Here is a 12,836-nt window from a genome sequence, read left to right as displayed (position 1 = left end):
CCCTTGCACCCAAGAGATTAGGGATCGCGGCCGGAAAAGACGAGTCATTTGTCGGGCGCGCCCGCAACCGGAGACAGGATTTGCAACGACCCGAGATACCGGCGGGGCTGCCAGCCGACATCGAACAGAAGAAGACGAAGGCACGGCTGTGGTTCGAGACGTTGCGCGAGCGCATCTGTGCCAGCTTCGAGCAGATCGAGCAGGACCTGCAGGGGCCGCAGGCTAGCTGGTCGCCCGGCCGCTTCGAAAAGACGCCGTGGCAACGCGATGCCGGCAAGGGCGGCGGCGGTATCATGTCGATGATGCACGGCCGCGTCTTCGAGAAGGTCGGCGTCCACACCTCGACCGTCCACGGCGAGTTCTCGCCCGAATTCAGGAAGCAGATGCCGGGCGCCGAAGAGGACCCCTCCTTCTGGGCAAGCGGCATTTCGCTGATCGCCCATCCGTGGAACCCCAACGTGCCGGCCGTGCATATGAACACGCGCATGGTCGTCACCTCGCGCCAGTGGTTCGGCGGCGGCGCCGACCTGACACCGGTGCTCGACCGCCGCCGTAGCCAGGACGACCCCGACACGATCGCCTTCCACAGAGCGATGCAATTTGCCTGCGAGAAGAACGCGGCGATCGCCGATTACGTGAAATTCAAAGCCTGGTGCAACGAGTACTTCTACCTGCCGCACCGCGACGAGCCACGCGGTACCGGCGGTATCTTCTTCGACTGGCTGCATTCGGATGAGGACAAAGGCGGCTGGGACGCCGATTTCAACTTCGTCCAGGACGTCGGGCGATCTTTTCTCGTCGTCTACGGACATCTGGTGCGCGCCAACTTCAATGACAACTGGACCGATGGCGACCGTGACGAGCAGCTCATCCGCCGCGGCCGTTATGTCGAATTCAACTTGCTTCACGATCGCGGCACCATCTTCGGGCTGAAGACCGGCGGCAATGTCGCCTCGATCCTGTCCAGCCTGCCGCCAGAAGCGAAATGGCCGTAAAATCTCGGTGAGCACGACGTGAGCCGCAATCGGGTCCAAATCCCCAGAATTTGACGGCGAATGTGGCGCAAGGCGCGCCAGAAAATATCTTTTTCGTCTAATATGCCATTGTAAAGATTGGGCTATTTGTCGCGTCGGGCCGGGAAACGCCGGCGGTTCTTTACTCCCGAGAACCGCGACCCGACGTGACCGGACGGCCCATGATTGAATGGGGCACCTTTCCCAAGCGGTGCCCGCATTTTCCAGGAGAGCATGCCATGCGCAAGCTTATTATGACCGCAGCCGCCGCTGCCGTTCTCGCCTCTGGTACTGCCGCATTCGCTGCGGTCAAGCACACCACCGGCACGATCAAAAGCTTTGATGGAACGGCGATGAGCCTAGTTCTGGATAACGGAGCCACCTTTACGTTGCCCCAGACCTTCAAGGATCCTGGCCTGAAGGTCGGCGAAAAGGTCCGCGTCACGTGGGATATGAGCGGCAAGGATAAAATTGCCGAGGCAGTCAAGATCGTGAAGTGATGTCCTGCCCGCTGGAGCAAGACGAGGTCTTACTCCTGGGTAGCGTAAGAGGGCGGAGCAGCGATGCTCCGCCTTTTCGCAACCCGATCACTAGAGGGTCGCGTGTCGGCTTGGACGCACGGCACTCTAAGGCAACCAAAACCGTTCGATCGTGTTATGCTTAGCTGGCCAGCGTGTAGCCCGGATACCGTACGCGGTTTCCGGATCGCGCAATCAAAGGTCTGGAGCTTCCGTGTCAGTGCGCTGTGCGGCGCTCCAAGGAGGAGATGAGGAGAAGCCGATGAAGGAATTCCATTGCGGGTCGCTCGTACCCGGCTGCGAGTGGCACACACGCGCCGAGGAGGAGGCTGAGGTCATGCGCCGTGCCGTCGAGCATCTGCGCGAGACGCACGGCGAGACGGTGATCCGCGAGACGATGATCGAGGCGATCCGCTCGCGCATCGAAAAGGTCCGCGACGCAGCGTGACGGTCAGGATTCGAGTGCCTCCGCGGCGCGCTTGAGCAGCGCGCCGCGATCAAGCGCAAAACCGGACTCGACCCATTCCTTTTCGAGATTCTTCAACGTTGCACCAAGCTTCGGCCCCGGTGATGCGCCAAGCGTCGTCAGATCGGCGCCCTTGACCGGAAAAACAGGGTTTTGCCATTTTGCAGCGAAGGCAAGCAGGCGCGAGAAGCCGCCGGCTTCGAGCAGTGCGTCATTGTCTTCGACCGCGCGGGCTCGAGCGGAAGCGAGCAACAGCCGCAACCGATCGACAAAGCCTTGGCGGTCGCCAAAATAAAGCCTTTTCGCCAACTCTCCTTCGGTCGTTTTCGGATCGACGGCAGCCGTGATCGCCCAATTCCGCAGCCGGCTTGCTTCGCTCACGGAAAGCCTCAATCTCTCGGCAAGCGTTTTCATGCGCGCGGCATCCGGCGGCACGATGGCTTCCAGCCTGAGCAGCGGGTCCGGCGCCCAGGCCAGGTCCTTCTCGGTCTTGGTCAGCCCGTGGATGGCATCGATGCCCCATTTCTCGCTTTCCGGCAAAACGGCGGTCAGAACGCCGGCCTGGCGCATCCACAGCAGCGCCCGCGACGGATCCGGCGCCGACAGCAATTTCTTCAATTCCCACCAGACGCGCTCGACCGAAAGCTGGTCGAGCCCCTGCTTCAGCCGGGCACAAGCCTTCAACCCTTCGGCATCCGGCCTGCCGTCGCCATACCATGCGAAGAAACGGAAGAAACGCAGGATGCGCAGATAATCCTCGCGGATACGCGCTTCCGGATCGCCGATGAATCGCAGCCTCCGCGCTTCGATATCGGCGATACCGCCGACCAGATCGACGACCGTTCCATCGGCCTCGGCATAGAGTGCATTGATGGTGAAATCACGCCGCTCAGCGTCGGCTTTCCAGTCGCGGCCGAACGACACTTTGGCGCGCCGGCCGTCGGTTTCGATATCGGCACGGAGCGTGGTGACCTCATAGGCCTTGCCGTGGCCGACCGCGGTGACTGTGCCATGCTCGATGCCGGTCGGTACCGTCTTGAAGCCTGCCGCCTCGGCGCGCCGGATGGTTTCCTCGGGCACCGTGGTGGTGGCGATGTCGATGTCGGCGACCGGCTGGCCGATGAGCGCGTTGCGCACCGCACCGCCGGCGATACGCGCCTCCTCGCCGCCATCAGTCAGAGCTGCGAGCAGGCGCTGCAGGTGGTGTTCGCCGAGCCACCCGGCCTTGCCCGCGATCGACACTGGATCGCTCACGAATAGAGCCTTTCATAAAGCGTACGGATGATGCCCGCGGTGACGCCCCAGATGCGCTGGCCGCCATAGGGCATCTCGTAATAGAACCATTCGAGGTCGTTCCACATGCGACTGTCTCTGGTGTGGTTGGCGGGGTCCATCAGAAAGCCCAGCGGCACCTCGAAGACGGCATCGACTTCGTCGGAATTCAGCGTCAGGCTGAAACCGGGCCGCACAATCCCGAGCACCGGGGCGATGCGATAGCCGCTACCGGAAACGTAGTCCGGCAGACGGCCGATGATCTCGATGTAATCACTATCGAGACCGATCTCCTCGGATGTCTCGCGCAACGCCGCCGCTTCCGGGCTCGCATCGGTTGGATCGATGGTACCACCGGGGAAAGCCACCTGCCCCGAATGGTTGCGCAGCTTTTCCGCCCGCCTGCTCAAAAGGACCGTGGCTTCATGGCCATGATCGACCACCGGGATCAGCACGGCGGCATCGCGCAGCGCCTTGGCCAGCTTCAGCCTGGGATGGCCCGGATTGAAGCGGTGGTCGCCAAAATCGTCGCCGGCATGCGCCAGCGGCTGCGCCGCGACGCGCTGGCGAAACCCGGCAGCGGAAAACCGCAACGGCATCACCTGATCCATCATAGGCGGTCCATCATACGCTCAGCCGTTTCAGTTTCTCAGCCGGCATGATCGGATAGACCTCGCCTTTGGAACGGACGGCAAACATCGTCTTGCCACCGATGTCGATCTCTTCGCCGTGCTCGACCAGCTCGTACATCACCGGCCGTGCCACCAGCGCTTCCAGCCGCCCGCGCACCAGCACATAAGGCTTCAGGCCACCTGTCTCGTCCTCATCGACGAAGCGCAGCGGGTGTCCCGCCCCAGCCTCTACCACGTCGCCGACATTGGTGCGAAAGGTGACGATTTGTCCGTCGCCGGCGCCTGACACGTCCATCTCGACGGCAATGAAGGGCGCGTCGGCGACGCGGATGCCGACCTTTTCCACCGGCGTCACCAGGTAGGTTCTACCGTCCGCGTCCTTGCGCAGCACTGAGGAAAAAAGCTGCACCAGCGGCATCCGGCCGATCGGCGTTCCCAGATAGAACCAGGTGCCGTCCTGCTTGATTTCCATGTCGAGATCGCCGCAAAATGCCGGATCCCAGCGTTCCACCGGCGCCGGCCCCTTGCCAGCGCGCGTCGCGCGCGAGACCAGCGCCTCCAGCCCGCGCGCCTCGGTCGCGGCCGTCAGCCTCTCTTCACGATAGTCGGCGGCTTCCGTCATGGTCACGAAATAGTCACTGTTGTTCCGCTTGTCAGCCTAAGTCTGTGATTTAAGTTCATTGCAGGCGCCATGCGAGGCCGAATCGCGGCATTCTCTGCGGCACCAAGGTGCCAAGCGGATTTCCAACCAGAAGGATCGATGCTGCATGAGCGTTATGATCAAGGAAAGCCCGATCAGCGAAAAGGACATGGTGGCGCAGGCCGAGAAAGCGCTGGCCGACATTTCGAAGGTCCGTGACGGCGTCGGCCGGGTCATTTTCGGCCAGGAAAGCGTCGTCGAGCGCACGCTCGTCGCATTGCTGGCCGGCGGCCATGCACTGCTGGTCGGCGTGCCCGGCCTCGCCAAGACCAAGCTGGTCGAAACGCTGGGCATCGTGCTCGGCCTCGATTCGCGCCGCATCCAGTTCACGCCCGACCTGATGCCATCGGACATTCTCGGCTCCGAGGTGATGGAGCAGGATGAATTCGGCAAGCGCTCCTTCCGCTTCATTTCCGGGCCGATCTTTGCGCAACTGCTGATGGCCGACGAGATCAACCGCGCCTCGCCACGCACCCAGTCGGCGCTGCTGCAGTCGATGCAGGAATACCACGTCACCATTGCCGGCGTGCGCCATGATCTGCCGTCACCGTTCCACGTTCTGGCGACGCAGAACCCGCTGGAGCAGGAAGGCACCTATCCGCTGCCGGAAGCGCAGCTCGACCGCTTCCTGATGCAGGTCGATATCCTCTACCCCGAGATCGAGGCGGAGCGCCGCATCCTGCTGGAAACCACCGGTATCGAGGATGCCAAGGCTGAAAACGTGCTGCAGCCGGCGCGGCTGAAGGACATCCAGACGCTCATCCGCCGCATACCGGTGCCGGAAAGCGTCGTCGAGGCGATCCTCAAGCTGGTGCGCTCAGCGCGCCCCGGCCAGGGCAACGCCGATACCGACAAGCACGTCGCCTGGGGCCCAGGCCCGCGCGCCAGCCAGGCGCTGACGCTGTGCACCCGCGCCCGCGCCCTCTATGACGGCCGGCTGGCGCCGTCGGTCGACGACGTCCGCGCGCTCGCCGAGCCGGTGCTGCAGCACCGCATGGCGCTGACCTTCGCCGCCCGCGCCGAGGGCACCACGGTTCGCGATGTCGTGGCGAAGCTCGCGAAAGGGATTTGATGGCGCGCATCGGTGAAGCGCAGGCACCGGCAGCGACGCGCGATGCGCTCGCCAGAGGCCGGTTGCGGGCTTCGTTGGTGCCGGACCTGCTGGTCGAGGCGCGCCGCATCGTCAACACGGTAATTGCCGGCTGGCATGGCCGCCGCAAGCGCGGTATCGGCGAGAATTTCTGGCAGTTCCGGCCCTATGTCGAAGGCGATTCCTCGCGCATTGACTGGCGCCGTTCCGCCCGCGACGATCACACCTATGTCCGCGACCGTGAATGGGAGGCCGCCCACACGGTGTGGCTGTGGGCCGATCCCTCGCCTTCCATGCTCTACAAATCGACCGGAGCCAGCGTTCCCAAGGAATCGCGCGCGCTGGTGCTGGCGCTGGCCATGGCCGAGCTTTTGTCGCGCAGCGGCGAGCGCATTGCCTGGCCGGGCCTGACCGACCCGTTCACCGCCCGCAATGGCGCCGAGCGCATCGCGGCGCAACTGATGCACGCCGGCGACCTGCCGGCAAAGCCCGACCTATCCGGCATTCGCCGGTTCTGCGACATCGTCCTCGTCAGCGATTTCCTCGACCCGGTCGAGGACACCATGGCGTGGCTGGACGTGCTCGCCCGCCACGGCGTGCGCGCGCATCTGGTCGAGGTCGCCGATCCGGCCGAGGAAAGCTTCCCCTATGCCGGGCGCACCGAATTCACCGATCCTGAGACCGGCGACAAGCTGACCGCCGGCCGCGCCGAAATGCTGGGCGAGGAATATCGCCTGCTTTATGCCGCCCGCCGCCAGGAACTGGCCGCCTGGTGCAAACGGCTTGGCTGGAGCTTTACCGTCAATCATACCGACCGTCTTGCCTCCGAGGCGCTGGTGCGCATCCACATGGCGATGACCGGCGAAGGCGCCTTTGCCGGGAGGGCCCGCGCATGAGTTGGCTGCCGCTCTCCTTCGGGGCGCCGATGGTGCTGTGGGGCCTGCTGGCGCTGCCGGTGATCTGGTGGCTTCTGCGGCTGACCCCGCCCAGGCCGCAAACCGAGGTGTTTCCGCCGCTGAGGATTCTCGCCCGCGTGCTGAGGCGCGAAGAAACGCCGCAGCAGAGCCCTTGGTGGCTGACGCTGCTTAGGCTGCTGATGGCCGCGCTTGTCGTGGCAGCACTTGCCGAACCGGTCTTCAATCCGCGCGAAAAGCTGCCGGCCGAGGGCGCTGCCCTGGCGCTGGTGATCGACAATGACTGGGCAAGTGCCGCCGACTGGGGCAAGCGCGTCGCCACCGCCGAGCGGCTGATCGCCGATGCCAATTCGAACGGCGTGCCGGTGCTCATCGCTTTCACCGCCGAGAAGCCGAATGCCGAGATCGGTCCCTTCGATGCCGCTGCCGCGCTCGACCGGCTGCGCGCGGCAAAGCCGCGGCCGATCCCGACCGACCGCCCCGCCGTCTATGCCCGCGTCGCTTCAGCCTTGGAGTCGCTGCCTGGCGCCAGCGTCGCGGTGCTCGCCGATGGTCTGGCGGCGCAAGGCGACGAAGCCGCGTTCAACACGCTGTTGTCGAAGAACGCAGCACGCGTCGTCTGGGCCGTCTCCGACCGGCTGTCGCTGACCGGCCTGACCGGCGCCGACAACCAGGTCGACGGCTTCGCCCTGACCGCCATCCGCGCACCGGGCGATCCGGCACCTGCACAGGTGACGGCCGGCGCCTTCGACGACAAGGGCCGCCGCATTGCCGACGCGACGCTGACCTTTGCCCCGGGCGGATCCACCGCCACCGGCACGATGGCAGTGCCGTTCGAACTGCGCAACGATTTCGCCTATATCGCGCTCGATGGCGAGCGCCAGGCCGGCGCCGTCCGCGTGCTGGATGAGAGTTCAAAACGCCGCCGCGTCGGGCTGCTGTCGCAGGCCGAGGCCGACCAGGCGCAACCGCTGCTGTCGCCGCTCTATTACATCCGCCGCGCCCTGCAGCCTTTCGCCGATCTGGTCGAGCCGTCGAGCGTCGATCTCGCCGACGCCATCCCGCAACTGCTCGACCAGAAGCCGGCGATGATCCTCATGGCCGATGTCGGCACCATTCCGGAACAAGCGCGGCAAAGGCTGGTTGACTGGGTCGACAAGGGCGGCACGCTGGTGCGTTTTGCCGGTTCGCGGCTGGCCGCTGCCGGCAATGACGACGACCTGCTGCCAGTTCGGCTGCGCACGGGCGAACGATCGCTTGGCGGCGCGCTGTCATGGACGGCGCCGCAGCCGGTCACCGAATTCCCGAAAACCGGTCCCTTCGCCGACCTCGCGCCGCCCACCGAGGTCACCGTCACCAGGCAGGTGCTGGCCGAACCGACGCCCGACATCGTCGAGCGCACCTGGGCCACGCTTGCCGACGGTACGCCGCTGGTGACCGGGATGAAGAAGGACAAGGGCACCCTCGTACTGTTCCACGTCACCCCCGAGGCGACGTGGTCCAACCTGCCGATCTCCGGCAGCTTCGTCGAGATGCTGCGGCGCATCGTGCAATTGTCGCGCAACCAGGGCGCGGCTGTCGCCAATGCCGAGGCCGCCGCCACGTCGCTGGCACCCTATCGTATGATCGCCGCCGACGGCACGCTGGTGCCGCCGACGCCGGATGCCAGGCCGCTGGTGCCCGGCGCCGGCCCGCTGCCGGTGACGCTGGAAAACCCGCCCGGCCTCTACGGCTCCGAGACAGGAGTGTTCGCTCACAATCTGCTCGGCGGCGACAGCGCATTCAGGCCGCTGGCCCGGCCTGAAATCACGGTGCCGGTCACCACCATCCAGTATGCCTTCGACGAGCAACACAACCTCAAAGGTCCGCTTGTCACGGCCGCCCTGGTGCTGATGGTGCTCGACACGCTTGCCGTATTCTGGATGGGCGGCCTGTTGTCGCGCCGGCCGCGCCGTGCCGGCGCTGCGGCGACGGCAGCCGTCCTGCTGATTGCGCTCGGCGCCTTGATTGGCCACGCGGACGTCGCGCGTGCCGACGACGCCAAACCGGGAGATACGGAGGCGATCGGGGACATTTCAAAGACCCGGATCGCCTACGTGCTGACCGGCGAGCCGGGTGTCGATTCGATCAGCCGCGCCGGGCTCGAAGGCCTGACCCGCTTTCTTATCGAAAAAACCGCGCTCGAACCCGGAGCACCGGCCGGCGTCGACATCTCGAAGGACGAACTTTCCTTCTATCCGCTGATCTACTGGCCGATCGATCCCTCGGCCCCGATGCCCAGCGAGGCCGCCATCGCCCGCATCGACGCCTACATGCAGCAGGGCGGAACGGTCTTGTTCGACACCCGCGACCAGTTCGCCAATGGCATTGGTGCGGATTCGACCAGCCCGGCGACGGAGCGGCTGCGCGACATCCTCGGCAACCTCAACGTGCCACCGCTTGAACCGGTGCCGTCGGATCACGTGCTGACCAAATCCTTCTACATTCTTCCGGAGTTTCCCGGCCGTTTTGCCGGCAGCCCGCTTTGGGTCGAGGCATCGCTCGAAGCCAGCAACACCGAGAACCGCCCGGTGCGCACCGGCGACGGCGTTTCGCCGATCATGATCACCGCCAATGATTTCGCCGGCGCTTGGGCCGTCGACGAGAATGGCGACCCGCTATTGCCGACGGTGCCTTCGGATCCGATGCAGCGCATCTATGCGCTGCGCGCCGGCGTCAACATCATGATGTATATGCTGACCGGCAACTACAAATCCGACCAGGTGCACGTCCCGGTGCTGCTCGAACGGTTGGGGCAATAGACCATGAACTGGTCGCTCGCCTTCGAACCGCTCATCACCTGGCCGCTGCTCGCCGTGGTTCTGGTGCCGCTGCTGCTGCTGTCCCTCGCCGGCCTTTGGTTTCGCCAGCGCGGCGCGGTCTTCCGCCTGGCAGCCCTGATTGCGCTGGCTGCGGCGCTGCTCAATCCGGTGTTCCTCGACGAAGAGCGCGAGCCGCTGAAAAGCATCGTCGCCGTCGTCGTCGATCGCAGCCAGAGCCAGGATATAGGCGACCGCACCAAGCAGACCGACGCGGCATTGGCCGGGCTTCAGCAGCGTCTCGGCCGCTTCAAGCAGTTCGACGTCCGTGTCGTCGAGGCCGGCAAGTCCGAAGCCGCCGACGAGCGCACCGAGACGCGGTTGTTTTCCTCGCTCGAAAATGCTTTCCGCGACGTGCCGCCATCGCGCATCGCCGGCGCCATCATGATCACCGATGGCGAGGTGCATGACGCGCCGCTTGGCGCACCTGACTTCAATGCCCCGCTGCATGCGCTGATTACCGGCAACGAGCATGAGAAGGACCGCCGCATCCGCTTCGAGAATGCGCCGCGATTCGGGCTGGTCGGCAAGCCGCTCGAAATGACGTATCGCGTCATCGCCACCAACAACGAAACCGGCCCGGTCGATGTCCGCGTATCGGTCAACGGCGAGCAGGTATCGGTCGAGCACGCCAACATCGGCCAGGCGATGCCGCTGCAGGTGACCATTCCCAGCGCCGGGCGAAACATCGTCGAACTCGCCATCAACCACGAGCCGGGCGAACTCACCGACACCAACAACCGCGCCATCGCGCTGATCGACGGCATCCGCGAAAATCTGCGCGTGCTGCTTGTTTCCGGCGAACCGCATGCCGGCGAGCGCACCTGGCGCAATTTGCTGAAATCCGACGCTTCGGTCGACCTCGTGCACTTCACCATCCTGCGCCCGCCGGAAAAGCAGGACGGCACGCCGATCAACGAATTGTCGCTGATCGCCTTCCCGACGCGCGAGCTGTTCGTCGAGAAGATCAAGGATTTCGACCTGATCATCTTCGACCGCTATCAGCACCGCGACGTGCTGCCGATCCTCTATTACGACTACATCTCCGAGTATGTCGAAAAGGGCGGCGCGCTACTGATCGCGGCAGGCCCCGAATATGCCGGCGAAAGCTCGATCGCCCGCACGCCGCTGATGTCGGCGCTGCCGGCAATGCCGACCGGCGAGGTCATCGACAAGGCCTTCTATCCGCGCCTCACCGATACCGGCCAGCGTCATCCGGTAACGCGCGGGCTCGATGGCTCCGCGACCGAGCCGCCGCACTGGAGCCGCTGGTTCCGCACCATCGGCGTTGAGAACCCCGAGGGCGAGGTGGTGATGAAGGGCGCCGACAACCGGCCGCTGCTACTGCTCGATCGCAAGGGCGAAGGCCGCGTCGGCATGCTTCTGTCCGACCAGGGCTGGCTGTGGGCGCGCGGCTTCGAGGGCGGTGGGCCGCATGTCCAGCTCTACCGGCGCATCGCCCACTGGCTGATGAAGGAGCCCGAACTCGAGGAAGAGCGGCTGACCGCCGACGGCCGCGGCATGGTGCTGGAAATCCGCCGCCAGACGATGAGCGACGATCCCGGCCCGGCGCAAGTCATCACGCCGTCCGGCAAGGCACTGATCGTCAGGCTCGAGAAATCCGAACCAGGCGTCTTCCTCGGCAGCGTCGAGACCAACGAAATCGGTCTCTATCAGGTCGGCAATGGCGACCTGACGGCATTGGCCCATGTCGGGCCGGTCAACGCCCCGGAATTCACCGACGTCGTCTCCACCGAGAACCGGCTGAAACCACCGGCTGAGGCAACCGGCGGCAGCGTTCGCCGGCTGGCGCCGGCATCGGCCATTGGCAACCTGACCAGCACCGTCACGCTGCCATCCGTAGTCCCGGTCCGTTCCTCGGGCGCGGCTTCCGGCAATGACTGGATCGGCCTGCGCACCACCGACGACAGCGTACTCAAGGCCGTCTCGCGCGTGCCGCTGTTCGGTGGCTTCTTGGGGCTCGGCCTGCTGCTTCTGGCGATGGGCTCGATGTGGTACCGCGAAGGGCGGTAACGCGGTTTATCCTTCTCCCCTTGTGGGAGAAGGTGGATTGGCGCGCAGCGCCAAGACGGTTGAGGGGTGCTGGACGGAGTGCCGTCCTTGCCAAGCTGGAACACCCCTCATCCGACCGAGCTTCGCTCGGCCACCTTCTCCCACAAGGGGAGAAGGAAGAAAGCGAACCGCCCTACTCCTCCGGCTCCGTCGTGAACATCAGCGGGTAGCCCTTGGCCTTGCCGGCATCGGTTGCCCGCGCCGCCTTGGTCTCGGCGACATCCCTGGTGAAGACGGCGACAACGCAGACGCCGCGCCGGTGCGCGGTGATCATTATCCTATGCGCCTGGTCTTCGCTGAGCTTGAACTCGGCCTTCAGCACCGTCACGACGAACTCGCGCGGAGTGAAATCGTCATTGACCAGGATGACCTTGTAGAGCTTCGGCCGTTCGACCTTCGGCTTCGTGCTGGTACGGGGTTTTGTCGTGATTTCAGGCATTGGACCGGCAATTGCGTACGACAGCTTTGCGGTCATTTTGACATGGGCAAAAGCGGTCGTCCATTCAACCGCGCGCGATCGGCTTCCCGGCAGGCGCAGTTCAAAAGTCCGTGCCTATGTGGGAACTGCCGTCTGGCGTTCAACGGGGGTGTGGGCCGGGACTGGCCCTACTGTCTGCACGCAACAAAAAAGACGACCGCTCCAGGCAAATCGCAACTGGAGCGGTCTTCTCATAGGGTAGAAAGATGTCGCTTGATCAGGCCTTGGGAGCTGCCTTGACCGCGTGCTTCTTGTGCTTCTTGACGGTCTTCTTGGCAGCGACCTTCTTCACGGCCTTGGCCGGCGCAGCGGTCGTCGTTGTCGTCGCAGCCGGGGTGGTGGTCGCGGCATTGGCGCTGCTGGCGCCGAGAACCGGCATCGAGACGGCCAGCGCGATGGCGAGACCGAGGGCGGAGAGGAGGGACTTTTTCATGGCTTCACTTCCTTTTTGTGCAGATCGGATTGTGTCACTGAACGGGATCGATCGGTGTCACTCCAAGCAGCTTCAAAGCGTTCGCGAGCATCCGGATTCCCTGTGCCTGTTTCTTGTTGGCGCAGAACCGGTTTCCCTTTCTTTGAAGTGCTTTCGCCGCGGTGACCTGCGTTGCCGCGGCATGGGTTTCGAGGGCTTCGTCAAACTGGCGGTTCAGATCGATGCAACGCTCGCTGCGGGTGGTCGCCACCTTTGCATCGGCCGCCTTTGCATTGGCCACCTTCGCATCGGCCAGTTTTGCATCGGCATGTTCGACCGCGACCGTGACGAGCGAAATGGAAAGCAACGCACCCATCAGACTGATCGAGAACCTTTGCATTGGTCTGTCC

13 protein-coding genes are annotated in these 12,836 nt (G+C 64.5%); 7 read left to right on the top strand and 6 right to left on the bottom strand.

Annotated features, from left to right (window positions below; genetic code table 11):
• The first annotated feature begins 80 nt into the window (after window positions 1-80).
• From hemF to NKI18_RS04525, 3 genes are all read left to right on the top strand, one after another.
• A complete protein-coding gene (gene hemF / locus NKI18_RS04535) occupies window positions 81-995 on the top strand; it encodes an oxygen-dependent coproporphyrinogen oxidase (RefSeq protein ID WP_352615526.1) in 915 nt (304 codons plus the stop codon).
• A gap of 257 nt (window positions 996-1,252) precedes the next feature.
• On the top strand, window positions 1,253-1,513 hold the full coding sequence (locus tag NKI18_RS04530; protein ID WP_023679489.1) for a DUF1344 domain-containing protein: 261 nt from the start codon (window positions 1,253-1,255) through the stop codon (window positions 1,511-1,513).
• 280 nt (window positions 1,514-1,793) lie between these two features.
• Complete coding sequence (locus tag NKI18_RS04525) at window positions 1,794-1,979, top strand: DUF1059 domain-containing protein (protein ID WP_023679490.1); 186 nt, start codon at window positions 1,794-1,796, stop codon at window positions 1,977-1,979.
• A 3-nt stretch (window positions 1,980-1,982) separates the two neighbouring features.
• Here the strand turns inward: NKI18_RS04525 and NKI18_RS04520 are convergent, their stop codons facing one another.
• Genes NKI18_RS04520 through NKI18_RS04510 form a run of 3 tightly spaced genes read right to left on the bottom strand, consistent with a single transcriptional unit; the run spans window position 1,983 to window position 4,523 of the window.
• Window positions 1,983-3,251 (bottom strand): CCA tRNA nucleotidyltransferase, encoded by a 1,269-nt coding sequence (locus NKI18_RS04520; protein WP_352615524.1) that lies wholly within the window; start codon window positions 3,249-3,251, stop codon window positions 1,983-1,985.
• On the bottom strand, window positions 3,248-3,880 hold the full coding sequence (locus NKI18_RS04515) for a CoA pyrophosphatase (RefSeq protein ID WP_352615522.1): 633 nt from the start codon (window positions 3,878-3,880) through the stop codon (window positions 3,248-3,250). The genes NKI18_RS04520 and NKI18_RS04515 overlap by 4 nt, the downstream gene beginning before the upstream one ends.
• A 13-nt stretch (window positions 3,881-3,893) precedes the next feature.
• Window positions 3,894-4,523, bottom strand: coding sequence for a DUF1285 domain-containing protein (locus tag NKI18_RS04510; protein ID WP_352615704.1), 630 nt, complete (start codon window positions 4,521-4,523; stop codon window positions 3,894-3,896).
• Between the two features lie 145 nt (window positions 4,524-4,668).
• Here NKI18_RS04510 and NKI18_RS04505 point away from each other — a divergent pair, with 145 nt between their 5' ends.
• Genes NKI18_RS04505 through NKI18_RS04490 form a run of 4 tightly spaced genes read left to right on the top strand, consistent with a single transcriptional unit; the run spans window position 4,669 to window position 11,497 of the window.
• Window positions 4,669-5,673, top strand: a complete 1,005-nt coding sequence (locus tag NKI18_RS04505) for an AAA family ATPase (protein ID WP_352615521.1) — start codon at window positions 4,669-4,671, stop codon at window positions 5,671-5,673.
• Window positions 5,673-6,587: a DUF58 domain-containing protein gene (locus NKI18_RS04500; protein WP_352615519.1), complete on the top strand. Its 915-nt coding sequence runs from the start codon at window positions 5,673-5,675 to the stop codon at window positions 6,585-6,587. The genes NKI18_RS04505 and NKI18_RS04500 overlap by 1 nt, the downstream gene beginning before the upstream one ends.
• Window positions 6,584-9,406, top strand: coding sequence for a DUF4159 domain-containing protein (locus tag NKI18_RS04495; protein ID WP_352615518.1), 2,823 nt, complete (start codon window positions 6,584-6,586; stop codon window positions 9,404-9,406). Before NKI18_RS04500 ends, NKI18_RS04495 begins: the two co-directional genes overlap by 4 nt.
• A gap of 3 nt (window positions 9,407-9,409) precedes the next feature.
• The gene (locus NKI18_RS04490; RefSeq protein WP_352615517.1) at window positions 9,410-11,497 is read left to right on the top strand and encodes a hypothetical protein; all 2,088 of its coding nucleotides are present in this window, start codon (window positions 9,410-9,412) and stop codon (window positions 11,495-11,497) included.
• Window positions 11,498-11,669: 172 nt separating this feature from the next.
• On the opposite strand, the gene clpS is transcribed toward NKI18_RS04490, so the two are convergent.
• From clpS to NKI18_RS04475, 3 genes are all read right to left on the bottom strand, one after another.
• Window positions 11,670-11,975: an ATP-dependent Clp protease adapter ClpS gene (gene clpS, locus NKI18_RS04485; RefSeq protein WP_023679498.1), complete on the bottom strand. Its 306-nt coding sequence runs from the start codon at window positions 11,973-11,975 to the stop codon at window positions 11,670-11,672.
• A gap of 256 nt (window positions 11,976-12,231) precedes the next feature.
• A complete protein-coding gene (locus NKI18_RS04480; protein ID WP_352450529.1) occupies window positions 12,232-12,447 on the bottom strand; it encodes a hypothetical protein in 216 nt (71 codons plus the stop codon).
• A gap of 34 nt (window positions 12,448-12,481) precedes the next feature.
• Window positions 12,482-12,826 carry a hypothetical protein gene (locus tag NKI18_RS04475; protein ID WP_352469825.1) on the bottom strand — a complete coding sequence of 115 codons (345 nt, stop codon included), beginning with the start codon at window positions 12,824-12,826 and terminating at the stop codon, window positions 12,482-12,484.
• Window positions 12,827-12,836 lie beyond the last annotated feature (10 nt).

It is taken from the genome of Mesorhizobium sp. M0800, assembly GCF_040320095.1.
Classification (GTDB): domain Bacteria; phylum Pseudomonadota; class Alphaproteobacteria; order Rhizobiales; family Rhizobiaceae; genus Mesorhizobium.
This window is presented reverse-complemented; position numbering and strand designations above follow the sequence as displayed.